Source organism: Marinomonas sp. (assembly GCF_965225885.1).
Lineage (GTDB): Bacteria > Pseudomonadota > Gammaproteobacteria > Pseudomonadales > Marinomonadaceae > Marinomonas.
In genome coordinates this window covers 3,892,017-3,915,112 of the sequence record NZ_OZ245329.1, presented here as the reverse complement: position 1 = coordinate 3,915,112, position 23,096 = coordinate 3,892,017, and the positions used below count along the sequence as shown (strand labels likewise).

Genomic DNA, 23,096 nt, shown 5'->3' with positions numbered 1-23,096 from the left:
TAAGGTAGTTGTACTAGATGGAATCTCAATGGTTATTTAACCTTCTTCTGATGCTTCAGTTTGCGATTTTGATTGCAGTTGTTGTTTGGGCTTTTCGATTATCGAAACGACTAAAACAAATGAAGCATCAATATGCGCAAGCGGAATTGAGTCAAAAAAAGCAAGTACAAGTGCTTGCCTCAGGGTCAATAGGAATGGGTCGCCGCTTGGTAGCTATTGAGAAAAAACTGAATTTAGCTGTAGAAAAGCAATCTGAGATTTTATCGAAAGAAGGTGGTGTCTCATACAATCGCGCTATGGAGCTTTTGGAAATGGGGGCAACCATAGATGATTTGGTTTCTAAATGTGGTCTTATTCGAGCTGAGGCAGAGCTGATTAGCTTGTTAAAACAAGAGTCACGTAGGAATTCAGATTACCACTGATGATCTTTGATTTTATGTGCAAAGGCGATAACCTCTGCAACGGCTAGATACAAGGATTCCGGTATTTCTTCGCCTAATTCCAAAGTGCTGAGCATTTCGACAAGCTCGGGACTTTGGTGAAGCAGAACATCATTTTCTTTGGCAACAGCCATGATCTTTTCAGCCAGTAAACCACTTCCTTTAGCAACCACTTTTGGTGCTGCACTGTAGTCATATTTTAGAGCAACGGCTTTTTGCATTATGTCCTCACATCAATTAATGATTGAGTTTTAACAATATTGGCTTTTTCTTTATCGAGCTTAGCCTGAAATGCGTCTAATCTTTCAACTTCAATATCTTTGTCTTTTAACTGTTGTTTTAAAGTAGACAGGTTTCTCTGTAATTTTTGTACCGTTTCTGGATCTTCTGCAGCAAAGAGGATGCCGACTTTATTTGCCTGAATGCTGGCTCTTGCATCAAACCTTCCCGTTTCTTCAAAATCAAATTTTAGCTTTACTAGCCAGCGTCTGTCTTGTTTTTGTTCTTCTGCTGTTGAACTTGCATCTTTGTTTATTTCAATTCCAACAAAACTGGTTGTTTGCCCATTTTTTATTGGCAGTTCTATGTGTAAAGGGTAATTGGTGTTGTTCACTTGGTTTGCATCAGAAAAGTGGCGCAGTTGGCTGGTTGTAATACGCTCAATTGCATTAGCTATTTGTTCAGTTGGAATGCTTCCAAGCCGCAACGCACCAGTATTTTCTTGCACATCTTTTAAACGATGAAGATTGAGTTTCAAATCAGCAGGTAATTGTGTGGTGTTGTTTGCCAGTAAGGACTCTGAAAAAACGCCACTGGTTTGAATAGCTTGTTTCATTGCCTCAGGTGATGTGGTCAGACTTCCCAGTGCTGGAATATTTTGTATGAGTTGTCTTAGTGCTTGTTGTGTCTGAGGCGGCAAAGTTGAAGTGTTATCGTTCAGCTTTTGTAATTGATTGACAAGTTGTGACATGTCTCCAAGAGATAATTGTCTTGGTAGACTTTGTTTTAGAGCTTCGACTTGTGCAGACGGTGGTGCTGTATTGGTTTTCGGTGGCAATACTTGCATATTATTATTGGCATCGACCATAACACGAACCACATCGCCTTTTTTTAATGGTGTCTGGCTAAGAATCGGGAATTCAGACTGCCCATCGGTGACGGTTGCGAGCTGAGGGTTTGTTGGGCTCGCTGCCGTTGTTGCTTGAGTTTGGTTAAGGGCGACCGCAGCAGGTGTTGTAGATTGTACTTGATTGATAACTGCTGGTGCGGAATTTGAGGGTTGAGCATTCGCTGAAGCTGTGATTGCTGGTGTTGTTGATGCATTAGCAACTGGTGTATTGGCAACCGTTTGAGCGATGTTTTGAGGCAAGGTGTTATTACTTGTTATCCTCGACCCCGTTGGGTTTCTGCCCGGTGCGTTGGTTCCCGTTCCTATTTTGACCGTTGCTGTTGGGGGCTGAGGGAGAGTCGTGTTATTTGCCGAAGAGGGCGTCGCAGACGTGACGGTTAAGTTTACGACACGAGATGCCAACATTAGATTATCGACTTGTTTGACCTGAGGAGCATTCAAGATGCTGGATTTATTGAGCTGGTTATTTACCGGGATGGTCAGTGTCGCTTGTTGTGGATTGCTTTTGCTTAATTGCGCATTTTTAATGTCGCTTATATCAATTGGTGTGCCCGTATTAATCAGTGTGAACGGCTGTTGTGCGCTCGTGGCATGTAAAATCTGAGTCGGTTTTCCCTGAAAGTTGAGAAGTTCACTGCCTTGAAATTTAATAAGACTAAGGCTTTCGATTAGCTTCATCTCATTGCCTAATCTTGCGATTGTCCCCACATTGTTCAATACCTTGCTGTTACTGGTATTGCTCTGTTTGCCTGAAGACGCGTTAAGCGTAGATTGGATGTCAGAGATCATGTAAGTCTGCCTGCTAGTTTGTGCTTTTAGGAAAGGTTCTCATATAATGTAAGGGCTCTTTAGTATGGTTAAACCATATAATTAAATAGTGTAGCCAAACAATGTTAATCTTGACCTTTATATCGGCCGAATTGGATAAATCTTTTGCAATCTTCTGCTTCTTTAACAATATCAGACCTTTGGATTGAACGTGCAGACAAAGACCTGTGTAAAGGGCTTTCTTTTGCTGCGCAGTCTGGCGAAGTGGTTCGTATTTTGGGTGACAATGGCGCTGGCAAAAGTTCTTTATTAAAAGTGATTGCTGGTATGTTGAGGCCATTGGAAGGGAAGATCGAGTATTCCGGTCATGATGTAACCGTCGAGCGTCATCTATTACAACAAGATCTTCTTTATATTGGACATTCCGTTGGGGTAAAAAGCCTGCTTAGTGTAGAAGAAAACCTTCGTTGGTATTGTCCTGATGTAACATCAGAGGGCTTGCTTTCAGTGTTAATTCTGCTGGAATTAAGTGATTACAAAGGTGCTCTTGTTAAGCAATTATCGGCAGGACAAGCGCGACGTGTAGCGTTAGCGCGTTTATGGCTCACGAATAAAGTACTGTGGCTGTTGGATGAGCCTTTTGCCTCTTTGGATACGAGTGGTGTTGAATTGTTAGAAAAGCGAATTCAACAACATATTTTATCCGGTGGTTTGGTAATTTTAACCACTCACCAAGATTTAAGGGTATTGGTTTCCCGAGATGTGGCCTTGCTATCATGACGTATTCCTCTTTTCTAAAAGTTGAGTTTTTGATTTTATGGCGACGTAAGCAAGACCTTTTTAATGCGTTGCTATTTTTCGTTATTGTAGTGTCCTTGTTTCCTATCGGCATTAATTCTTCGCCGGCGTTTTTGACTCCTGCTGCCGCTGGTATTGTTTGGTGTGCCGCTGTTTTAGCTATTTTGATGGCACTGGAAGGTGTGTTTAAAGAAGATTATCGAGATGGCACGCTAGAGCAGTTGGTGGTTAGTGGTTTGTCTTTACCCTTGTTGATTTTGTTAAAAGTCATTGCTCAATGGCTGATTGTTTTACTGCCATTATTGGTTTTGACGCCTTTACTGGCGGAAATGCTGTATCTATCTGAATCTGGGTTTTGGGTGCTCATGTTGACGCTTATTCTTGGTACGCCAAGTTTGTTTTTGATAGGGGTAATTGGTGCGGCTTTAACTGTGTCGATAAGACAGGGAGCGATGCTGGTTATGTTATTAATTTTGCCGTTTTATTTGCCGGTGATTATTTTTTCGACCTCAGCGGTACAGGCAGCACAAGCAGGTTTGCCTTATTTTGGTTTGTTGGCAATGTTGTTGGCGATGTCTTTATTGTCTTTGGTGATATCGCCTTTCATGACGGCGATTGCGATTAAAGCGAGTGTAAATTGATGAACTGGACATGGTTTCATAAATTAGGTTCACCTAAATGGTTTTTCTCTTGGTCTAAATCTTGGGCGTTGCCTTTGTTTTGTTTCGGCTGTTTTTGTCTTGTTATCGGCTTGGTGTGGGGGCTGGCTTTTGCTCCCGCTGACTACCAGCAGGGTAACAGCTTTCGTATTATTTATATTCATGTGCCAGTGGCGATGCTGGCGCAATCTTGTTATTTCGCATTGGGCGTGGCAGGTTTTGTATTTCTTGTCTGGCAAATGAAAATAGCGCCTATTTTTATCAAGGCAATGGCACCAATTGGTGCTGTGATGGCGTTAATCGCTTTGGTTTCTGGCGCTATTTGGGGGAAGCCTACTTGGGGGACTTGGTGGGTTTGGGATGCAAGGCTGACTTCTGTGTTGGTGTTGTTTTTTCTCTATATGGGCATTATCGCTTTGCAAAACTCCTTAGATGATTTGGTGTTAGCGAACAAGGCCGCCGCCGTGATTAGTGTTTTGGGATTGATTAACTTACCCATAATTAAGTATTCGGTGGTATTGCTGGAAACCTTACATCAAGGTCCGACGTTTACACTCACTAAAAAGCCTGAAATGCCATCTGAAATGTGGCTGCCTTTGCTCTTTTCTGTGATTGGTTTGTACTGCTTCGTGGCTGGTTTGGTTCTTTGGCGAATGCAGTCTGAGATATTAAATCGCGAAAACAGATCGAGCTGGGTGAAGCAAGAGGTAATGGAACATGGCCTTTAATAGCTTTTCGGAATTTTTGATGATGGGAACCCATGGCGTCTATGTTTGGTCGGTTTATGGTTTTAGTGCTTTGGCTTTAGCTTGGTTGGTTTGGAGTACGCTAGTGACGCGCCGAAAAACACGTGACAGGTTACGTAAACGCTTTTTGAGGAATCAAACTCGCTAATGCATCCAGTAAGAAAAAAACGCCTGTTAGTAATAACCGCCATTGTGTTGATCTTGAGCGCAGCGGTTGGCTTAGTAATGTATGCCTTGCAGCAGAATATTAATTTATTCTTTTCTCCATCCCAGATCGCCATGGGGGAAGCACCACAAAATGCCAATATTCGCGCGGGTGGCATGGTGGTAAATGGCAGCGTTAAACGTAACCCGGATACCTTGGCAGTTGCGTTTGATGTGACCGATTTTCAGCACAAAGTCACTATTGAATATCGCGGAATTCTGCCTGACTTATTTCGAGAAGGTCAGGGCATTGTGGCTCAGGGTAAGCTAAATAATGACGGCGTTTTTGAAGCGACTGAAGTCTTGGCTAAACACGATGAAAAATACATGCCACCAGAAATCACTGAAGCATTGAAAAATGCCCAAAGTTCGACGGGCGAGAGAGCAGAGTCTGCCCAATCTACTTATTAATTTAGGCTGTTTATGTTTCCTGAAATTGGTCAATTTTCACTGATATTGTCGTTATTTTTTGCCTTGTCATTGGCTTCGGTGCCTTTAATTGGTTATTGGAAAGGTAATCGACTTTTGCTGGAAACGGCCAGACCGCTTACGTTTATTATGTCGGCCTTGGTGCTGGTAAGCTTTGTCACCTTGAGTTTATCGTTTTTAACGGATGATTTTTCTGTGTTGTATGTTGCTCAGAACTCGAATAGTCAGTTGCCTGTTTGGTATAAAGTCAGCGCCTTGTGGGGCGGGCACGAAGGGTCATTGTTGCTTTGGGTGTTGATCTTGTCTGGCTGGTGTTCCGCCGTTGCGTTAAAGATAAGAAGCTTACCGGAAGATATCGGGCCTGTGGTTTTATCTGTGTTAGGTATGGTTAGTCTTGGTTTTTTATCCTTCTTACTTTTTACCTCTTCGCCTTTTGCGCGCTTATTACCAGATGTACCTGCAGATGGTGGGGATCTCAATCCGCTGTTGCAGGATTTTGGTCTGATTGTTCATCCTCCCATTTTGTATATGGGTTATGTTGGTTTCTCCGTGGCGTTTGCCTTTGCCGTTGCGGCATTGATTACAGGCAACTTAAATGCTTCTTGGGCGCGTTGGGCAAGACCTTGGACAGCTGCATCGTGGGCGTTTTTGACTTTAGGTATCACACTTGGAAGTTGGTGGGCTTATTATGAATTAGGTTGGGGCGGCTGGTGGTTTTGGGACCCAGTGGAAAACGCGTCTTTTATGCCTTGGTTAGCGGGAACGGCGCTATTGCATTCCCTTGCTGTCACCGAAAAGCGCGGTGTATTCAAAAGCTGGACCGTCTTGCTGGCTATATTTACCTTTAGTCTTTCCTTGCTCGGAGCGTTTTTGGTGCGCTCTGGTGTGCTGACGTCGGTACATTCTTTTGCTGCCGATCCTACGCGCGGTATGTTTATTCTCGCTTTGCTTTTGGTGCTCGTTGGTGGCAGTTTGCTGTTGTATGCCATCCGAGCGGTAGAGGTGCGTTCTACTGTGGCTTTTGGCGCAACAGGGCGTGAGGCGTGGTTGCTGCTCAATAACATTTTATTAACGGTTCTGACGTTAACGGTATTGTTAGGTACCTTATATCCTTTGATCTTTGACGCGTTAGGGCTGGGTAAAATCTCTGTTGGCGCGCCGTACTTTAATAGCGTCTTCACTCCAATCGCTCTGTTGCTGATGGTGTTTATGGCGGTTGGCCCTTTGTCTAAATGGCACCATACGAAATTCAATGTGTTTTTTAAGGCATGCTCTATCTCAGTGGTGGTTGCTACTTTGTCGGCAGGATTAGTTGTTTATTGCTATGGATTTGGCTTTATCGCTTGGCTGAGTTTAGCCGTGGCGTTTTGGGTGGTGTGCTTATCTTTCTCTGATTGGTTTAGTAAAGTTTCTGCTGGCACAAAAGGTATTATTCCTCGCGCTCGACAATTGCCAAGAAATTACTACGGGATGTTATTGGCGCACCTTGGTATGGTCGTTACCTTGGTGGGGATTGTATTGGTTAGCGTCAATAGCCATGAATCTATGTTGCGATTATCACCCGGGGATAAAGCAACTATCGCAGGCTATGAATTTCAATTTGATCAAATGGAACAAGTGAAAGGGCCAAATTACGTGGCAAGCAAAGGGCAATTTACGGCTTATAAAGCGGGAAAAGCCGTTGCTGTTCTTCACCCCGAAAAGCGTTTCTTTTCAACTCGTCAGCAAGTGATGACCGAAGCGGCGCTGGATGCTGGATTTACCCGTGACCTTTATGTTTCTTTGGGCGAAAGACTGGATGATTCTGCTTGGGGTGTGCGAATTTACGTGAAGTCTTTTGTGCGTTGGATTTGGCTTGGTGGTTTGATGATGATGGCGGGTGGTTTGTTGGCAGCGCTAGATAAACGCTATCGAAAACGAACTGGAGTATAATCATGCGAAAGTTACTATTTTTTGTACCCTTGGCGGTTTTTCTTGTGCTTGGCGTTGTGTTTTATTTACAGCTCGGCAAAGATACCCAGTATATGCCTTCGGCATTGGTTGGAAAAAAAGTTCCTGAGTTTACTTTAGTGTCATTGCAAGATGATCAGGTTTATACGCACAAGGATTTACCGAAGACTCCGTACTTGATTAATTTCTGGGGCACTTGGTGTCCTGCCTGTCATGTTGAACACCCTTTTTTAATGCAGCTGGCAAATTCTGGTGTACTTATTGTTGGTATCGATTATAAAGATCAGAAGGGTCTTGCGGAACAATGGTTAGAGCAAAAGGGCAACCCTTATCAAGCCATATTGATGGATGAGATAGGTAACTTTGGCGTTGATATGGGGGTCACAGGCGCCCCCGAAACTTTTGTTGTAGATCGTTCTGGTATTGTGGTTTATCGGCATCAAGGTGTGATTAATGCCGAAAATTGGCCTGAAATAAAAGGCTATATGAAATGATGCTTTTTAGAGGTATTTTTTTATCTGTTGCCATGCTTTTTTCCTTGTCTGCCTTTGCTCAGGAGCAAATGTTGTTTAGTTCAGAATTGAACAAAACACGTTATCAAAGTTTGGTTGAAGAATTGCGTTGCCCAAAATGTCAGAATCAAAACTTGGCAGACTCTGGCTCTGGTATTGCTGTTGACCTTCGTGAGCTTGTCCATCAGATGATAGATCAAGGTAAAACGGATCAGGAGATTGTGGATTACATGGTGGCGCGTTACGGCTCTTTTGTTTTGTATCGTCCGCAGCATTCAACGGCCACATTTTTGCTTTGGTATGGCCCATTTATTTTGCTTGGAATAGGGCTTCTGGCTTTCGTTGCTGTGGTGATGGCGAGCCATAATCGACGAGGACGAAATTTATGATGGTCGCATATTTGGTCATGGCCACCATGATAGTGTTGTGCCTAGTGTATCTTTTTGGCTCAATTACCCATCAGATTGGCGATAATGCTGATTATCATAAAAAGTCGTCTTTTGTTTCGGTGCGCCGAAAAGAAATCGCTGAAGAAGAGGAAGCGGGACGATTGACTGCTAGCGAATATTCGCAGTTATTACTTGATGTAGATTCTGAGACGAAATCTATTGATGGTCGACAAAAACGCTTTTTTCACAACGATATTTTCTTTGCTCGTTGGGTCATGCTTGCTGTAGTGGTTGTTGCGGTTTTAGGCAGTGTGAGTCTTTACCAACAAATTGGTTATTCGAAAGAGGTGGCCTTTACAAAAGATTTGCAAACACAACAGCTTACTCCGCAGAAAGTGACTGATTTTCTAAAGTATCACAGTGCGCGTTATGACAGAGTAGAGGATTGGTACTATCTAGCGACGGATTATGTCAGTGCTGAAAAGTATCAAGAGGCGGTTGTTGCGTTCGAGACAGCTTTAGAAAAATTGCCAAAAAATGCTGAAAACCGCGTGAATTTGTTGGTTGAATACGCCCAGGCTCTTTTTTATGCCAATGGCGGTCAAAGTTCAGAGAAAATGTTAAAAGTCGTCGATACGATTTTGCAAGTCGCACCGACTCAAGTCACGGCACTGGATTTAAAAGGCGTGGCACATTTTTCACAGCAAAATTATTTAGGCGCAGTGTTGGCTTGGCAAGAAGCCATCCGCTACAGCGGACATTCAACCGAGCGTTTCGCCCTGTTGTCTGCAATCAGTAAAGCTCGAGAATTGGGTCGAATTGATTATCAGCAAGTTGCGCCTATTATTACCGATCAGTTGGCGGTGAAGATCGAATGGGACGCGGGTGAATTGACGTGGCAAAGAGACGATATTTTGCTGGTTTATGCTTTGGTGAAGGGACAAAAAATGCCAATTGCTATTCAAAGAGTATTTCCTGAGGATTTGGCTCAGCCGATTTTGTTAACCAATCTCGATTCTTTAATGCCAACGATGACCTTGGCGGAAGCCGATAAAGTTGATTTAGTGGTGAAACTGGCAAATATTAATGACAATGATCTGACAAAAGGTCGAATTATCGGTATAAAGCGTGGTTTACTTACAAATCGTAAAGAGATTTTCGTAATCAAGGTGGCCTTGTAATTGAATCCTAGGCCGCTTCGTTTGATAATACGGGCAACATTAATTGATGCAATTCGGAATAAGTAATGGAATTTAGCTTGCGTGAGTGGCTAATCTTGATTGGGGTCGTCATTATTGTCGTTATCCTCATAGATGGATTTCGTCGGTATAAAAAAGGGCAGGAATATGCTCAAGCAGATAATGACTTCACTGATCTAGATGAATCAGATGATGCACTGGTACGTAAGAGCCCAGCTGTTGGATATGGCAATATTTCTTCAAATGAACGAGACAAATCGTCTCTAGATCCTATTAATAATGCCTTTGAGAACGCTAGGAAAACGGCGAAAGCGCCTTTAGCGGATGTCCCTCATAAAGTAGATTCTGGTCCAGAGCTAGATCGAGGTGAAGAAATGCATCTTGATGAACTCGCTTCTTTGGTGCCTGAGCGAGACTTTGGCGATTCTGCGGTGTCTGAGCAAAACTATTCTGATGACGGTTTTTATGAGCAAGATGAGCTTGATCTAGATTTTGCCATAGACACTGATAGTGGATATGAGAGTCATGGCGGTGAAAGTCACGCAGATGAAGATTATGAGCGTAGCTATTCTGAAATCGATATTGATCAAATCACACCTAACGGAATCGTCGAAGATCTAGAAGAGGACGATTACGAAGATAACAGCGTAGCTGAAATTGAAGAAGTTATCGTCATCAATATCTTTGCCCCTGAAGAGCAAAACTTCTCTGGTATGGAGCTGCTTCAATTAATTTTGAATTGCGGTATGCGCTATGGCGAAATGGATATCTTCCACCGCCATGAAGATGGCTTTGATCGTGGTCGAGTGCAGTTCAGTATGGCGAATGCTATTGAACCGGGCACTTTCGATCTAGACACAATGGGCGAAACGGATTGTCCAGGTGTGAGCTTTTTCATGGGCTTGCCTGGTCCAAAAAATAGCATGAAAGCGTTCGACTTCATGCTTGAAACAGCTCAGACCTTAGTGCGTAATTTAGGTGGCGAATTGCGTGACGAGCGACGCTCTCCCATGAGTGATCAAACTATTGCTCATTGCCGTCAGCGAATACGAGACTTTGAGCGCCGTCGGTTAATGCGCAACAAACAGTAATATGAACTAAGGCCCTAAGGGGCCTTGGTTGCTTTAGACCTGCCATAAGAACCAATTTTGAGTTTATTTATCTATGAGCCAAGAGACAAGCATGACGCATCAGCAGATGCTGGACCTGATTCAGCAGCTTAACGATTATAGCTATGCTTATCATGTAAAAGATGCGCCAATCGTTCCTGATGCAGAATATGACCGTTATTATCGTCAGCTTCAAGCGATAGAAGCCGAGCACCCAGATTGGATTCAAGCGGACTCTCCAACCCAGCGTGTTGGCGAAAAGCCAGATAGCGGTTTTGCTAACGTTGCCCATACTGTTCCCATGTTGTCTTTGGATAATGCCTTTGACAATGAGTCCTTGTCTGATTTTGATCAGCGTATTCGTAAATTGCTTAATGCTGATCAGGTGACATATTGCTGTGAACCTAAACTTGATGGTTTAGCGATTAGTTTGCGCTATGAAGATGGGCGTTTGGTGCGAGGTGTGACTCGTGGCGATGGTTTGTCGGGTGAAGACATTACCTCGAATATCAAAACGATTTATTCTGTACCACTGAAGCTACGTACTCAAACGCCGCCTGCTGTGTTAGAAGTTCGTGGCGAAATCTATATGCCAAAAGACGGTTTTGAAAAGCTGAATGCCTTGGCTGTTAAGCAAGGTGAAAAGACCTTTGTTAACCCTCGCAATGCGGCAGCAGGCAGTTTGCGTCAGCTTGATCCTAAGATTACTGCCACTCGTCCGTTGGTGATGTGCGCTTATTCGATTGGTTATGTGGAAGGTTGGGATCAGCCTAAAAGCCATTACGAAGGTTTGCTGCAGTTGAGTGATTGGGGCTTTCGTACCAACGACCTGATGGCAAAAGCAGAAGGTGCGCAAGGTTGCATTGATTACTACGAAATGCTCAATGAAAAGCGTGCCAATTTGTCCTATGACATCGATGGCATCGTTTATAAAGTGGATCAAATTGCCTTGCAGAATCAGCTGGGCTTTATTGCCCGTGCGCCACGTTGGGCGATAGCCAGAAAATTTCCGGCTCAGGAAGAAATGACTCGAGTGTTGGGCGTTGATTTCCAAGTAGGTCGTACAGGCGCTATTACCCCTGTTGCTCGATTAGAGCCAGTATTTGTAGGTGGTGTGACGGTTTCTAATGCCACTTTGCACAATAAAGACGAGATTGCTCGTTTAGGCGTGAAAGTGAATGATTTTGTGATAGTTCACCGTGCTGGCGACGTGATCCCTAAAGTTGTTCAAGTGGTGATTGATAAGCGCCCTGATGATGCGACAGAGGTTGTTTTTCCAGAAGCTTGCCCAGTCTGTGGCTCGGACTTGGAACAAGTCGAAGGCGAAGCTGTGATTCGCTGTACTGGCGGTTTGGTGTGTGGTGCGCAGCTAAAAGAATCTCTAAAACATTTTGTCTCTCGTAAAGCCATGGATATTGATGGCCTTGGCGATAAGCTGATTGATCAGCTGGTTGATCAAGAGCTGGTTAAAACACCGGTCGATATTTTTACCCTAGGCGAGAAAAAAGACACCTTGCTGTCGATGGAGCGCATGGGGCAAAAGTCAGTCGAGAAGCTTCTTGCGTCAATCGAGACGGCAAAGAATACACAATTTAATCGCTTTATCTATTCATTGGGTATTCGTGAAGTAGGTGAGGCAACGGCTCGTGCTTTAACCAATTATTTTACAGAGCTGGACGAGTTAATGGCTGCGGATCAGGAAGCCTTGGTAGAGGTGGAAGATGTTGGTCCTATTGTGGCTCAACATGTACATTTGTTTTTTGAGCAAGAATTAAACCGAGACACCATTAAAGGTTTGTTAGCTGCAGGCGTTGTCTGGGAGAAAAAACAGCAAGTTTCAGCTGATGAATTGCCACTATCTGGTAAAACCTATGTGGTAACTGGCTCATTAAGCCAATTTAGTCGTGACCAAGTAAAAGACAAGTTACAAGCATTAGGTGCTAAGGTGAGTGGCTCGGTTTCTGCGAAAACAGATTGCTTAGTCGCCGGCGAAAAAGCCGGTTCGAAACTTACCAAAGCACAATCTCTTAATGTGCCTGTTATTGATGAGGCAGGAGTTATCGCTTTGCTTAATCAACATGGAGCGATCTAATTGGATACTTTAATACCTTATGATTCGTTAGCACCAGACACTTTAGAAACCATTCTGGATGACATTGTATCGCGTGATGGCACTGATTATGGTGATTATGATTTGTCAGTAGCGCAAAAGCGCGAGCAGGCGTTGCGATCATTGCGAAGTGGGGAAGCTGTTTTGTTGTTTGATACAGAAAGCGAAACCATCAAGATGATTCCGAAAAGTGATATAAATAATTACGACCTCATTTGAATTTGAGGTCGTAATTTATTTTCGTTATTCCACGCAATCTCGAACACAATGGTTAATATTGTGATCCATCACTCGGGATGGTTCTTCGCCCGTATTGCGTCCGACAATTTTCGCAGGAACACCAGCAACAGTTGTGTGGTGTTCAACAGGTTCTAATACCACGCTACCGGCACCGATTTTCGCCCCTTCGCCAATTTCAATGTTGCCAAGAATTTTCGCACCGGCACCAATTAATACACCTGAACGTATCTTAGGATGACGATCGCCGTGCTCTTTACCTGTGCCGCCTAGAGTGACCGATTGCAAAATAGATACGTTATCTTCAATGACGCAGGTTTCGCCAACCACAAGGCCTGTTGCGTGGTCTAGCATGACACCACAGCCTATTGTTGCTGCTGGATGGATGTCGACACTAAAGACCATCGACATTTGTCCTTGCAGATACAGTGCTAAGCTCTTGCGATTGTTTTTCCATAACCAGTTTGCTACGCGATACGTTTGTAAGGCGTGGAAGCCTTTAAAAAACAACAGTGGTGTAGTAAATGTATCGCAAGCGGCATCCCTTTCTTTTATCGCTAAAATATCTTGCTCGATGCATCGGACAATGCCAGAGTGAGTATCTGCCATGGCTTCTTCGAATACTTCTCGTAATACCATAGCGGGAATTGATATGCTATCTAACTTGCTGGCGAGTAAAAAGCTTAAAGCGGAACACAATGATTCATGGCGTAAAATAGTGGTATTAAAATAGCTGGCTAAAATAGGTTCGTCTTGTGCAAGCTTTTTTGCTTCCGCTTGTAAAGATGACCATAGATTGTCAGAAGTCACGGCATGATGCATTGTTATACTCAAGGGGTATTCACCTATATCGATTCACGTTTAGAATGTAGGTTATAAGGTTAGGGTTAAACAATACAAGTGGCAATATGAAGATTGCTCAATAAAGATGGAGATAACATGTCTAAAAAAAATGTTGCTGATGCATTGCATATCTTTTATGAATTAAATTCCGCGTTTTCCGATGCTTATTGGGAAACCAATGATATTAATCAGAAAGATCGCTTTTTTGCGATGAAAGGCATATTGCAAGATGAACTTGATGAATTGCATAAGTTGAGCCTGCAGGATCACGTTTATCCATATGAGCCAATTAATCCAAGTTTGTTGCAACTGAGCGATAAGCTACGAGCTTTGTTGCCAGAGCTTAACCATTACGTGTATCGTCCTCAAACCTCAAACCTCAAATCGACTTGTTGAACTTATTCCAAGTGCTTGTGAATTGTTTGAATCATAAGGGAATAATGGCGAAAGTATCACTGCATTGAGTTTTTTCAGGATTTACTCAATGCAGTGAGTCAAAGGACAATCGGTTTACGTTTTTGTGTTGCTTTATAGGTTTTGGCTGCGTTTTAGGTCGCGAATGATAAAGCGGCTTGGGTGCAGTTTATGGCTTATTTGTTGTTCCAAAGGTGAGGGCGTTCCAGTAATTAAACTGGCAATATAACTTCCACTCAATGGCGTTGAAATAAGCCCTCGCGAACCATGCCCGATATTGATGTAGAGCTGTTTGATTGGCTCTGCAATTTCATTGCTTTGCCACTTAGCATTCTTAGTTAAAGTTGAGTAGGCTTGCTGGTAAATGTCATCTGATTGAACCGGTCCTACAATCGGCGTGTAATCTGGCACGGCACATCTGAACGATACTCGTCCGCCGCAGTCATCACTGTTAAATGTTTCTTTTGGCAGTAATAATAGGCTTTCTAAAATCGCTAAATTGCGTTGATGACCTTCCTCTCTTACTTGATTATCTTGGTCTTTTAGATCGTATGTCGAGCCAAAGTGCAGTAAGCCGTTTATTGAAGGAGAAACATAACCAAATTCACAGAGAACCTTATCGAAGTCTATTTTATCGGCTGATTCACCAATGGATTGGCAAGCGGCTTTGGCTTTTTCAATATCAATAAACGAGACTTGTCCGCGAATAGGGTAGTCCGGCGTATTTGGTGTTACCCCTAAGGTTTTGGTGTCATTGGCGGTACATAACACCACATGAGAAAAATCAGTTTGAAGGTCGCCAGATCGCGCTTGCCAGCCAGTGATTGTATCTGCTGTCTTTATGGAAGAAAGGCTTTCAAGCTTGGTGTTTAAGCAAACCTTAATATTGTCATGAGACAAAAGCGTTTCGCAAAGTTTTGTCAGAACGACCCAGCCAGACAATGGCAAAAGCAAACTGCCTTCTCTGTCTTTTGAAGCTTGAAGAACAGCTTCTGGGTAAAGCTTTTCATCGAGTAGTTTTTGGAAGCGTCCGGCTTCTTTGTCATGTTTTGGGATTTGTATTAATCCGCAAGCATCCCAGAATTGTTTGTTTTTATCTAAGCTGGAATATAGGCGAGTTGCATACAAGTAAGCTGACAGATAAAAACGATTTACGGGTGTGTCCTGAGAAGCTAATTTAGGATAAAGCATGCCTTGTGGATTACCTGACGCACCGCCAGCAATGCAATCACCTTGCTCCCACACTTCGACTTTTATGCCTTGTTTGGCGAGCGCATAAGCGGTATTCGCGCCTGCTAATCCTGCGCCAACGACCAAAACTTTAGTGACTTCTTGCGCATTATCTTGACGAAGATTGAACCAAGATTGACCTTGAGACATGCGTTTAGATAACGGCGCTGTGGTGATGTTCAGTTCGCCAACCGTCATTTCCCGTTTTTGTCCAAAACCTTTTACTTTACGAACATCAAAGCCGACATTTTTTAAGCCTCTGCGCACAATGCCTGCTGCGGTAAAAGTTGAGCAGGTCGTGCATTGGTGGCTAAGGCGATGAATGTGCTTAAACAAATTGTCTGACCACATTTCTGGGTTTTTACTTGGCGCAAAACCATCCAAAAACCAAGCATCGACGTCTGCATCTAGTGCAGCGAAGCCGTCTTCTGCCTCACCAAACCAAAGTGTTAATTGGATTCGTCCTTGCTCTAATTCGACACGATGAAAGCCATGGCAAACTTCTGGGTAAGTGTCGATCAGTTGCTGACTGAGATGGCTTATGGATGGCCACATTTTTAGTGCATCGGTCAGCATGCTTTTGGTCATAGGGTATTTTTCGACCGAGATAAAGTGCAACTGTTTATCGCTGGCGGCTTCCGTTAAGAAAGCTTGCCAAGCGCATAAAAAGTTGAGCCCGGTGCCAAAACCTGTTTCGGCAATCACAAAGGCGTTTTTTTGTAGCGATGCCCAGCGTTCGCTTAACTGGTTATTTTTTAAAAAAACGTGACGGGTTTCTTCCAGTCCTGACTCTTTGTCAAAATAGACATCGTCAAACTGATTGGAGTGAGGTGCGCCGTCCTCACCCCAACTTAGAGCAGGAGATTCTAATTGGTAACTAGTTAACACGCGTGATGCTCTCGATAATAACAGGTTCGGTCGGAACATTTTGGTAAGGGCCAACCGTTGAAGTCGGTACCGCAGAAATAGCATCCACTATGTCCATACCTGCAACAACCTTACCAAAAACCGTATAACCAGCAGCGCCACGAGCGCCATGATTCAAAAAGGCGTTGTCGACTTGGTTAATAAAGAATTGTGACGTTGCGCTATTTGGATCTTGAGTACGTGCCATCGCTAGAGTGCCACGGTTATTTGCCAACCCGTTGTCGCCTTCGTAAGCCACGGCTTGATGTGTGTTTTTACGTCCCAGATCTTCAGTGAAACCGCCGCCTTGAATCATAAAACCACGAATAACACGGTGGAAAATAGTGCCGTTGTAAAACCCTTCGTCGGCGTAACGTAGAAAGTTAGCGACAGATTTTGGTGCGGCTTCATCGTTTAGATCGACTCGAATCGAGCCCTGATTAGTTACAATATCGACTTCTGTGGCGTTTACTTGCGAGCAAAGAGTGAATAGAGCGAGACCAGTGATAAGATATTTACGCATAGTGCTACTTCCTAATTAAATGTATGAGCAATAGTATTGGGTATGTTGTGATGTTCCAAGGCGTCTTGTGAAAATTTTGGAGAAAAAATCGAATGCGAACTGCTGCCGTAGAAATTGAATATTGTACCTTATGTCGCTGGATGTTGCGTGCGGCTTGGTTGTCTCAAGAGCTGTTAACGACATTTGATGATGATATAAAAAGTGTCACCTTGATACCAACCCAAGGTGGTATTTTTAAAGTGAGAGTGAATGGTCAGGAGATCTGGTGTCGGAAAAAAGAAGACGGTTTTCCTGAGGCAAAAGTACTAAAACAACGAATGCGCGACGTGATCGATCCTGAGCGAGATCTTGGGCATTCGGATGTGAAGAAATAACCCGCTCCCAACCTTGTATCTTTCTAAGTGAATTGCTTAGCTAGTAATTCACTTTAGTCTGGTAAGTATGTTCCTAGCCTAAGCGCTTCGATGCTGTGGGGGAGATTATTCTGCCAGACTAATCCTTCAACATTGGATGGTATCCAAGCGCCTGTTTCTACAGTGATGCTGCATGTACAAGGGGAATAAGGATAAATGATTTATATAGGTATTGATGTTGGAAAAAATAAGCTGGATTGTCTTTGGCTAAGAGACGTCCTATCAGAAAAAGTCAAAACAAAAGTCTTTAAAAACAATCAGGAAGACTTTGAAAATATTGCTCAATGGCTCATTAAAGTAACATCAGCACAACCTGAACAAATTCATGTCACTTTTGAAGCGACAGGGATTTATCATGAAGGCATTGCTACCCATTTGTTTCATCTAGGTTTTCAAGTTTGTGTTGTTAACCCAGCAAGGCCTAAAGAGTTTGCCAAGGCGCTTGGCGTGACTCACAAAACGGATAAAGCCGATAGCCTTCTTTTAGCTAAGTTCGGTTATCAAATGGATCCAAAACGCTGGACACCAGAAGCACCAGAGGTACGTAAGCTGAAAGCTCTGATCAAACGTATAGAGTCGATAGAGAAAGACATACAGCGCGAATTGAATCGGAAAGAACAAGCTGAAATAGCAGACGGCTCTTCTGTTGTTATTAAATCGATAGACAACATTGTGTCTGTGTTAGTAAAAGAGAAAGAGAGGCTGATTGAAGAGTTAGATACGCATATTGACAATCACCCAACACTGAAAAAGAAAAGACACCTTCTCGAAAGTATTCCTGGTGTTGGCTCTGTTGTATCAAGGCTTATGTTGTCGGTTCTGTCCTCACATCCGTTTGAAAAAGCAGGAAGCGTATCGGCCTACTTAGGGCTAATTCCAAGAATTAGAGAGTCAGGAACATTAAAAGGCCGATCAATGTTATCAAAGGTTGGACCGCCTAATGTTAGAGCCAAAATTTATATGGCCGCCGTTGTCGCAAAACAACATAACCCTGATGTGAAAGCACTTTATGAACGCCTAAAAAACCGTGGTAAGACTCACATGCAAGCACTCGGAGCAGCCATGAGAAAGCTTGTACAAATTTGTTTTGGTGTTGTAAAGCATCAAAGCGAATACAAGCCTCAAATAGCCTAAATGACTAAAAAAGGCTTGATTGGAAAGATGGTATCTCCCCCTTAGCAGGGGGAGGTTGGGAGCTGTTTTGTTTCCTGCCTTTATCTTCAAGGGGAGATTAAAAGGGTTAGGAAGAGGTTGTTTCTCTTAGGCGTTCGGGAAAACTTGCTTAAAAGGCTTAACCGTTACGTTTTCATAAACGCCAGCGTCCACATAAGGATCGGCATCAGCCCAGGCTTTTGCGGCCTCAAGACTAGCAAATTCAGCAATAACAACACTGCCGCTAAACCCCGCATCGCCTGGATTATCAGAATCAATGGCAGGGTTTGGGCCAGCCAACACTAATCGACCTTCGTTTTGTAGCGTTTCTAGACGAGCCAAGTGAGCAGGACGCGCTTGTTGGCGAGCACTCAGGCTGTTTGCAACATCTTCACCAATAATTGAGTACAGCATTGTTATTCCTTATTTTGTAAGTGCGAGGATAAGTAAATGCCTTGTAATATGATAAATACAATGGTCATTCCTAATAAACCGAACAGCTTGAAATCTACCCAAATTTCTTCGCTATAGTTGAATGCCACGTATAAGTTGGTGACACCAGAGACAATAAAAAAGCCAACCCATGCAAGGTTTAAAGTACGCCATACTTTGAAAGGCAACTCTAGTTTATCCCCCATCATGCGTTGAATAATGTTTTTATCACCAATGAACTGGCTACCTAAAAAGGCAATGGCAAACAAACCATTTACGATTGTTGGCTTCCATTTAATAAAATCACCGTCGCCTAATAGGACCGTGGCGCCGCCTAGTAATACAACTAATGCTAGAGAAACTAAATGCATCTTTTCTATGGTGCGGTTTTTGAACCAAGTAAAGCCCACTTGAAGTATTGTGGCTGGGATTAAAATGGCGGTTGCGAGAATAATATTTCCAGTCATTTTATAAACAACAAAGAAGATAACAATAGGAAGAAAGTCGAACAGTATTTTCATATAAAAACCCAGTGAATGTATACTAAAATGTATGTATGCTGGTAAAGGGAAGGTGTTAGCAAGTTATTTTGTCTCAATAAAATTATTCACACCTTTCCTTATGATAACCACCATTCCTTTTAAAGAACAGCCAATCTATGCCTGAAGTAGCAAGTTATCGGAAAGTCGATTTACATACACATTCTAACCGTTCAGATGGTCGTTTTTCGCCAACAGAGCTTGTGGATCTAGCGGTAGAGCAGGGTGTTTCTTTATTTGCACTTACTGATCATGACACGCTAGATGGCATTGCTGAAGCGAGTCGTCGTGCTGCCGAACATGAGCTTAGCTTTATTCATGGTGTTGAACTGTCGACGCAGTGGAATGGTATCCCGCTCCATATGGTGGCTTTGAATTTCTCGTTAGATAACGCTGATTTATTGTCTATTGTGAGTGAGAATCAGGCTATACGCCTTGATCGAGCGCGACTTATAGCTGACTTGTTGGTTAAGCAAGGCTTGCCAGACTTATTTGATGAGGCGGTTGCCTTAGCTGGAGAGAGTCAACTTGGTCGACCACATTTTGCGACATTATTGGTAGAAAAAGGCTTTGTAAAAGACACGAATAAAGCCTTTGATCGCTATCTAGGTAATAAAAAACTAGGGAAATTGCGTGATGTTTGGCCAGAGCTTGAGAATGTTTTAACCGCGCTTTCTGGCCAAGATATTGAATTGGTTTTGGCTCATCCTAAACGCTATCCTTTAACCGTCACTAAGTTGAAACGTTTATTGGGCGATTTCAAAAAATGGGGCGGAACTGGCATCGAAATTGTTTCAGGTAATGAACGTCCTGATAGTGTTCGTTTGCTTGAGCGCTTATCTAGAGAGTTTGATTTAAAAGCGTCTGTAGGAAGTGATTATCATGGGCCGTTTGGACCCTGGATGCAGGTTGGTAAATTTACACAAATACATGAAAGTGAAGTCGATTTAGTATGGCAGGCTTGGAAATAGCACCGCTTATTTCTAAGCTCTGTTGATTTAATTTGCGATATTATTGTTATATTTTTTAGTGGAGAACAGGTTGAGTCAATTTTTTCAGATACATCCAGAGAACCCGCAAGCTCGCTTGGTAAAGCAAGCGGCAGAAGTGATTCGAAATGGTGGTGTTATTGCGTATCCAACAGATTGTGGATATTCGCTTGGCTGTCATTTGGGTGATAAAAATGCACTGGATCGAATTCGTGCCATTCGTCGGTTAGATGATAAACATAATTTTACCTTGGTGTGTCGAGATTTGTCTGAGATATCAACCTATGCGCGATTTGATAATCGCTTGTATCGTTTGCTGAAAAATAATACACCGGGTCCTTATACTTTTATTTTTAATGCTACATCGGAAGTGCCTAGACGATTATTGCACCCGAAAAGGAAGACTATCGGTATTCGTGTGCCGAATAACAACATAGTATCTGCGTTGTTAGAAGAATTAGGCGAACCTATTATGAGTGTTTCTCTTATTTTACCTGGAGAAACGGATCCAATGACGGATCCATATGATATTCGCGATACGCTCGAACATGCGCTAGATTTAGTCATTGATGGCGGTTTTTGTGGGCTACAGCCGACAACAGTTGTTAAAATGGATGCTGATAGTATTGAAGTGGTACGTGTTGGTGCAGGTGATCCTGCTCCCTTTCTGTAAAATCTTTAATATTCAGCTGTCAAGGCCCATGGTGTCTGGCTTATAATGCAAAAAATGATGAATTAATATTACTAAAACTGGGTTGCTGAGAAGCATTCCCTCTAAGAGGTTCGTAATGGACGAGAAGTTACAAAAAGTATTAGCAAGAGCGGGTCAGGGTTCACGTCGTGAAATGGAAACTCGTATCCGTGAAGGTCGTGTGTTGGTTAATGGCGAAGTTGCTACATTAGGTGACCGCGTTAGCGTAAAAGATACGATCACAATAGATGGTTATTCTATTATTGCGACTGAGGCTGGTGAAAACCGCCGCGTTATTATTTATAACAAACCAGAAGGTGAAGTCTGTACTCGTAAAGACCCTGAGGGTCGCCCCACTGTGTTTGATAAACTGCCAAAACTGCGCGGAGAGCGTTGGATTGCTGTTGGTCGTTTAGATATCAATACCTCAGGTTTGCTGCTTTTCACCACAGATGGTGAATTGGCCAATCGATTAATGCACCCATCCACTGAGATTGATCGTGAATACCTTGTCCGTGTGATGGGTGAAGTCACCGATGAAAATCTAGCTGCGTTGAAAAAAGGCGTTATTTTAGACGATGGCGTTGCCAAGTTTACCGACATTGTTGATGGCGGTGGTGAAGGCATTAACCGTTGGTTTTATGTTTGCTTGATGGAAGGTCGTAACCGTGAGGTTCGTCGCCTTTGGGAATCTCAAGGCGTAAAAGTTAACCGTTTGAAACGTGTTCGCTTTGGCCCTGTTTTCTTGCCTTCAAAAGCGAAAGTTGGACGTTGGGTAGAAATGGAAGAAACCGATGTTAACTCGTTGTGTGCCATGGTTGACCTTAAATTGTCTGAATTGACGCCAAAGACTCAGCAGGAGAAATTGGAGTTAAAACGCCATAAAAACAAAGCAACAGCTGGCGGTGCTCGTCGCGCGCCACCTAAAGGCTTTGATTGGCAGAGCAATGACAAGCCTGAGTTTAAACCTAAAAAACCAGGTAAAAGATCGTTTCGTTAAGATAAAAATTGCTTAGGAGTTGTAGAAGCATGGTTCGCTGGATAATTGCATTGATTGTTGTCTTGTTGGTAGGTTTTTTTATATACGTCAATATAAGTAATAAGCTACCTGAAGGGCTTGGTCTAACGGACGGCGAATTGATGGCTTGTCCAGTGTCGCAGAATTGTGTTTCGACTCAAGCATCGCCAGAAGATGTAGAGCACTATGCTGAACCTATAATTTATACTGGTGATCGGATGAAGACACAATTGTCTATTGAATCATTCATGTTAAGCAAAGGAAATGCACATTTGGTTAGTAGCGCCTTGGGCTATGTTCACTTTGAAGTGAAAAGCTCTTTAGTTGGCTATATTGACGATGTTGAGTTTTATCTACCAGAAGCCGACAGTGTTGTCCATGTCCGTTCTGCTTCTCGTATAGGCTACTCAGATTTTGGTGTTAACCGCGAGAGAGTTAGACAAATTCAAACTCTTCTAGTAGATTGATTTTAAAAGAGTTGATTTGATAACTACTGATTTTTAAGTCATTAAAACTAAAACGATAACAACTGGACGAGGATTGCCCATGAGCATAGATGACAACAGAAGCATTTTGATTGTTGAAGACGACGAGCGCTTGGCGTTACTTACTCAAGAGTATTTGCAAAAAAAATGGCTTTACTGTTGGGATCGAACCTGATGGACGTAAAGCTATTTCGCGCATTATTGAGGAACAGCCATCTTTGGTTATTCTCGATCTTATGTTGCCTGGGGCTGATGGTTTCACTGTATGTCGAAGTGTTCGTAACGACTACAAAGGCCCGATTCTGATGTTGACGGCTCGTAGTGATGATGTGGATCAAATATTAGGTTTAGAAATCGGTGCGGATGATTATGTGTCTAAACCTGCCAAGCCTAGAGTCTTATTGGCTCGAGTTCAGTCTTTGTTACGCCGTAGCACACAAGACGTTGATTTGACGGTTGATCTTTCTAAAGAAGAACAACATTTAATCTTTGGGCCACTAAAAATTGATAACTCTCGTCGAGAAGCGTGGTTGCTTGAAGAAGAAATCGAATTGACAAGTGCTGAATTTGATTTGCTATGGTTGCTAGCAAGTAATGCCGGTCGTATTTTGAGTCGAGAAGAAATTTTTGGTGAATTGCGCGGCATTGAATACGATGGTCAAGATCGCTCGGTAGATGTCAGAATCTCTCGTATACGTTCTAAAATAGGTGATGATCCAATTCACCCTCGTCGTATAAAAACCATACGGAGTAAAGGTTATTTGTTCGTAAAAGAAGTGTAA

The 23,096-nt window shown here is 43.0% G+C and carries 27 protein-coding genes and 1 pseudogene; 21 read left to right on the top strand and 7 right to left on the bottom strand.

The features are described from left to right. Positions 1-17: 17 nt before the first annotated feature. The gene (locus ACO05V_RS18735; RefSeq protein WP_421855158.1) at positions 18-422 is read left to right on the top strand and encodes a DUF2802 domain-containing protein; all 405 of its coding nucleotides are present in this window, start codon (positions 18-20) and stop codon (positions 420-422) included. Here the strand turns inward: ACO05V_RS18735 and ACO05V_RS18730 are convergent. Together ACO05V_RS18730 and ACO05V_RS18725 are read right to left on the bottom strand one after the other, a co-directional pair. Further along, the gene (locus tag ACO05V_RS18730; RefSeq protein ID WP_421855155.1) at positions 413-661 is read right to left on the bottom strand and encodes an EscU/YscU/HrcU family type III secretion system export apparatus switch protein; all 249 of its coding nucleotides are present in this window, start codon (positions 659-661) and stop codon (positions 413-415) included. The genes ACO05V_RS18735 and ACO05V_RS18730 overlap by 10 nt on opposite strands. Next, positions 661-2,358, bottom strand: coding sequence for a flagellar hook-length control protein FliK (locus tag ACO05V_RS18725; RefSeq protein WP_421855152.1), 1,698 nt, complete (start codon positions 2,356-2,358; stop codon positions 661-663). Before ACO05V_RS18725 ends, ACO05V_RS18730 begins: the two co-directional genes overlap by 1 nt. Positions 2,359-2,502: 144 nt before the next feature. On the opposite strand from ACO05V_RS18725, the gene ccmA reads away from it, so the two are divergent. The 12 genes from ccmA to ACO05V_RS18665 all read left to right on the top strand — a co-directional run bounded on the left by ccmA (position 2,503) and on the right by ACO05V_RS18665 (position 12,661). Next, a complete protein-coding gene (ccmA, locus tag ACO05V_RS18720) occupies positions 2,503-3,117 on the top strand; it encodes a cytochrome c biogenesis heme-transporting ATPase CcmA (RefSeq protein WP_421855149.1) in 615 nt (204 codons plus the stop codon). Continuing rightward, a complete protein-coding gene (ccmB, locus tag ACO05V_RS18715; RefSeq protein ID WP_421855146.1) occupies positions 3,114-3,776 on the top strand; it encodes a heme exporter protein CcmB in 663 nt (220 codons plus the stop codon). Before ccmA ends, ccmB begins: the two co-directional genes overlap by 4 nt. Further along, positions 3,776-4,522 carry a heme ABC transporter permease gene (locus tag ACO05V_RS18710; RefSeq protein WP_421855143.1) on the top strand — a complete coding sequence of 249 codons (747 nt, stop codon included), beginning with the start codon at positions 3,776-3,778 and terminating at the stop codon, positions 4,520-4,522. Before ccmB ends, ACO05V_RS18710 begins: the two co-directional genes overlap by 1 nt. Continuing rightward, positions 4,512-4,688, top strand: a complete 177-nt coding sequence (gene ccmD / locus ACO05V_RS18705) for a heme exporter protein CcmD (RefSeq protein ID WP_421855140.1) — start codon at positions 4,512-4,514, stop codon at positions 4,686-4,688. The genes ACO05V_RS18710 and ccmD overlap by 11 nt, the downstream gene beginning before the upstream one ends. After that, the gene (gene ccmE / locus ACO05V_RS18700) at positions 4,688-5,155 is read left to right on the top strand and encodes a cytochrome c maturation protein CcmE (protein WP_421855130.1); all 468 of its coding nucleotides are present in this window, start codon (positions 4,688-4,690) and stop codon (positions 5,153-5,155) included. The genes ccmD and ccmE overlap by 1 nt, the downstream gene beginning before the upstream one ends. Positions 5,156-5,167: 12 nt before the next feature. Then, a complete protein-coding gene (locus ACO05V_RS18695; protein WP_421855127.1) occupies positions 5,168-7,105 on the top strand; it encodes a heme lyase CcmF/NrfE family subunit in 1,938 nt (645 codons plus the stop codon). Between the two features lie 2 nt (positions 7,106-7,107). After that, on the top strand, positions 7,108-7,617 hold the full coding sequence (locus tag ACO05V_RS18690; protein ID WP_421855124.1) for a DsbE family thiol:disulfide interchange protein: 510 nt from the start codon (positions 7,108-7,110) through the stop codon (positions 7,615-7,617). Next, positions 7,614-8,024, top strand: coding sequence for a cytochrome c-type biogenesis protein (locus tag ACO05V_RS18685; protein WP_421855121.1), 411 nt, complete (start codon positions 7,614-7,616; stop codon positions 8,022-8,024). Before ACO05V_RS18690 ends, ACO05V_RS18685 begins: the two co-directional genes overlap by 4 nt. After that, positions 8,021-9,205: a tetratricopeptide repeat protein gene (locus tag ACO05V_RS18680; RefSeq protein WP_421855118.1), complete on the top strand. Its 1,185-nt coding sequence runs from the start codon at positions 8,021-8,023 to the stop codon at positions 9,203-9,205. Before ACO05V_RS18685 ends, ACO05V_RS18680 begins: the two co-directional genes overlap by 4 nt. Positions 9,206-9,270: 65 nt before the next feature. Then, positions 9,271-10,314, top strand: a complete 1,044-nt coding sequence (gene zipA / locus ACO05V_RS18675) for a cell division protein ZipA (RefSeq protein WP_421855115.1) — start codon at positions 9,271-9,273, stop codon at positions 10,312-10,314. 91 nt (positions 10,315-10,405) lie between these two features. After that, positions 10,406-12,424 (top strand): NAD-dependent DNA ligase LigA, encoded by a 2,019-nt coding sequence (gene ligA / locus ACO05V_RS18670; RefSeq protein WP_421855112.1) that lies wholly within the window; start codon positions 10,406-10,408, stop codon positions 12,422-12,424. Next, positions 12,425-12,661 (top strand): YheU family protein, encoded by a 237-nt coding sequence (locus ACO05V_RS18665; protein ID WP_421855109.1) that lies wholly within the window; start codon positions 12,425-12,427, stop codon positions 12,659-12,661. It begins immediately after the preceding gene. A 24-nt stretch (positions 12,662-12,685) separates the two neighbouring features. On the opposite strand, the gene cysE is transcribed toward ACO05V_RS18665, so the two are convergent. After that, positions 12,686-13,501 (bottom strand): serine O-acetyltransferase, encoded by an 816-nt coding sequence (gene cysE, locus ACO05V_RS18660; protein WP_421857027.1) that lies wholly within the window; start codon positions 13,499-13,501, stop codon positions 12,686-12,688. 117 nt (positions 13,502-13,618) lie between these two features. Between cysE and ACO05V_RS18655 the strand changes: the two genes are divergently transcribed. Further along, positions 13,619-13,918, top strand: coding sequence for a hypothetical protein (locus ACO05V_RS18655; protein WP_421855106.1), 300 nt, complete (start codon positions 13,619-13,621; stop codon positions 13,916-13,918). A gap of 132 nt (positions 13,919-14,050) precedes the next feature. Here ACO05V_RS18655 and mnmC read toward each other — a convergent pair whose 3' ends face one another. Both mnmC and ACO05V_RS18645 read right to left on the bottom strand, forming a co-directional pair. After that, the gene (mnmC, locus tag ACO05V_RS18650) at positions 14,051-16,054 is read right to left on the bottom strand and encodes a bifunctional tRNA (5-methylaminomethyl-2-thiouridine)(34)-methyltransferase MnmD/FAD-dependent 5-carboxymethylaminomethyl-2-thiouridine(34) oxidoreductase MnmC (RefSeq protein WP_421855103.1); all 2,004 of its coding nucleotides are present in this window, start codon (positions 16,052-16,054) and stop codon (positions 14,051-14,053) included. Continuing rightward, positions 16,044-16,595, bottom strand: coding sequence for a peptidylprolyl isomerase (locus ACO05V_RS18645; RefSeq protein ID WP_421855100.1), 552 nt, complete (start codon positions 16,593-16,595; stop codon positions 16,044-16,046). The genes mnmC and ACO05V_RS18645 overlap by 11 nt, the downstream gene beginning before the upstream one ends. 92 nt (positions 16,596-16,687) lie before the next feature. Between ACO05V_RS18645 and ACO05V_RS18640 the strand changes: the two genes are divergently transcribed. Together ACO05V_RS18640 and ACO05V_RS18635 are read left to right on the top strand one after the other, a co-directional pair. Continuing rightward, a complete protein-coding gene (locus tag ACO05V_RS18640; protein ID WP_219702206.1) occupies positions 16,688-16,969 on the top strand; it encodes a SelT/SelW/SelH family protein in 282 nt (93 codons plus the stop codon). A gap of 195 nt (positions 16,970-17,164) precedes the next feature. Further along, on the top strand, positions 17,165-18,142 hold the full coding sequence (locus ACO05V_RS18635) for an IS110 family transposase (protein ID WP_421855097.1): 978 nt from the start codon (positions 17,165-17,167) through the stop codon (positions 18,140-18,142). A 126-nt stretch (positions 18,143-18,268) separates the two neighbouring features. Here ACO05V_RS18635 and ACO05V_RS18630 read toward each other — a convergent pair whose 3' ends face one another. Together ACO05V_RS18630 and ACO05V_RS18625 are read right to left on the bottom strand one after the other, a co-directional pair. Beyond that, positions 18,269-18,574, bottom strand: coding sequence for a YciI family protein (locus ACO05V_RS18630; RefSeq protein ID WP_421855094.1), 306 nt, complete (start codon positions 18,572-18,574; stop codon positions 18,269-18,271). Between the two features lie 2 nt (positions 18,575-18,576). After that, positions 18,577-19,113: a septation protein A gene (locus ACO05V_RS18625; protein WP_421855091.1), complete on the bottom strand. Its 537-nt coding sequence runs from the start codon at positions 19,111-19,113 to the stop codon at positions 18,577-18,579. A 137-nt stretch (positions 19,114-19,250) separates the two neighbouring features. Between ACO05V_RS18625 and ACO05V_RS18620 the strand changes: the two genes are divergently transcribed. From ACO05V_RS18620 to ACO05V_RS18600, 5 genes and pseudogenes are all read left to right on the top strand, one after another. After that, a complete protein-coding gene (locus ACO05V_RS18620) occupies positions 19,251-20,102 on the top strand; it encodes a PHP domain-containing protein (RefSeq protein ID WP_421855088.1) in 852 nt (283 codons plus the stop codon). Positions 20,103-20,172: 70 nt separating this feature from the next. Then, positions 20,173-20,793: an L-threonylcarbamoyladenylate synthase gene (locus tag ACO05V_RS18615; RefSeq protein WP_421855085.1), complete on the top strand. Its 621-nt coding sequence runs from the start codon at positions 20,173-20,175 to the stop codon at positions 20,791-20,793. A 115-nt stretch (positions 20,794-20,908) separates the two neighbouring features. After that, positions 20,909-21,811 (top strand): 23S rRNA pseudouridine(2605) synthase RluB, encoded by a 903-nt coding sequence (gene rluB / locus ACO05V_RS18610; RefSeq protein ID WP_421855082.1) that lies wholly within the window; start codon positions 20,909-20,911, stop codon positions 21,809-21,811. Positions 21,812-21,840: 29 nt separating this feature from the next. Next, the gene (locus tag ACO05V_RS18605) at positions 21,841-22,296 is read left to right on the top strand and encodes a DUF1499 domain-containing protein (protein WP_421855079.1); all 456 of its coding nucleotides are present in this window, start codon (positions 21,841-21,843) and stop codon (positions 22,294-22,296) included. A 79-nt stretch (positions 22,297-22,375) separates the two neighbouring features. Then, positions 22,376-23,096, top strand: a pseudogene (locus ACO05V_RS18600) (winged helix-turn-helix domain-containing protein).